The sequence below is a fragment of the Cryobacterium sp. 10I1 genome (assembly GCF_035019805.1).
In the GTDB taxonomy this organism is placed as follows: domain Bacteria; phylum Actinomycetota; class Actinomycetes; order Actinomycetales; family Microbacteriaceae; genus Cryobacterium; species Cryobacterium glucosi.
On the sequence record NZ_JASJVF010000651.1, the window covers coordinates 1 to 272 of the forward strand.

Consider the following 272-nt stretch of genomic DNA (forward strand, 5'->3'; position numbering starts at 1 on the left):
GTGATGAACACCCTCTTCGACGCCTTCCTCAGCTTCCACGCCCGCCCGGCGTTCCCCACCGCCGAGGAACAGGCCCTCATGGACTCGGGGCAGATGATCCCCGGCGCCGAGACCGCGGGCACGGACGCGGGCACGGGCCCGGAGCTGGACGTGATCGAGGCAGAGCTGCGGGAGCGCCGGGCGGATACCCGCACCGGCGGGGAGAAACGCGCCGACATCCTCCGGGCCCTGTTCGAACACGCCGCCCGCGACGAGGACACGCCCAGCATGGG

General features: G+C 72.4%; 1 protein-coding gene. It reads left to right on the top strand.

Translation table 11 applies throughout. The features are described 5' to 3' along the window. The coding region (locus QN345_RS20180) for a hypothetical protein (RefSeq protein ID WP_323509260.1) at positions 1–272 on the top strand (272 nt) is incomplete at both ends.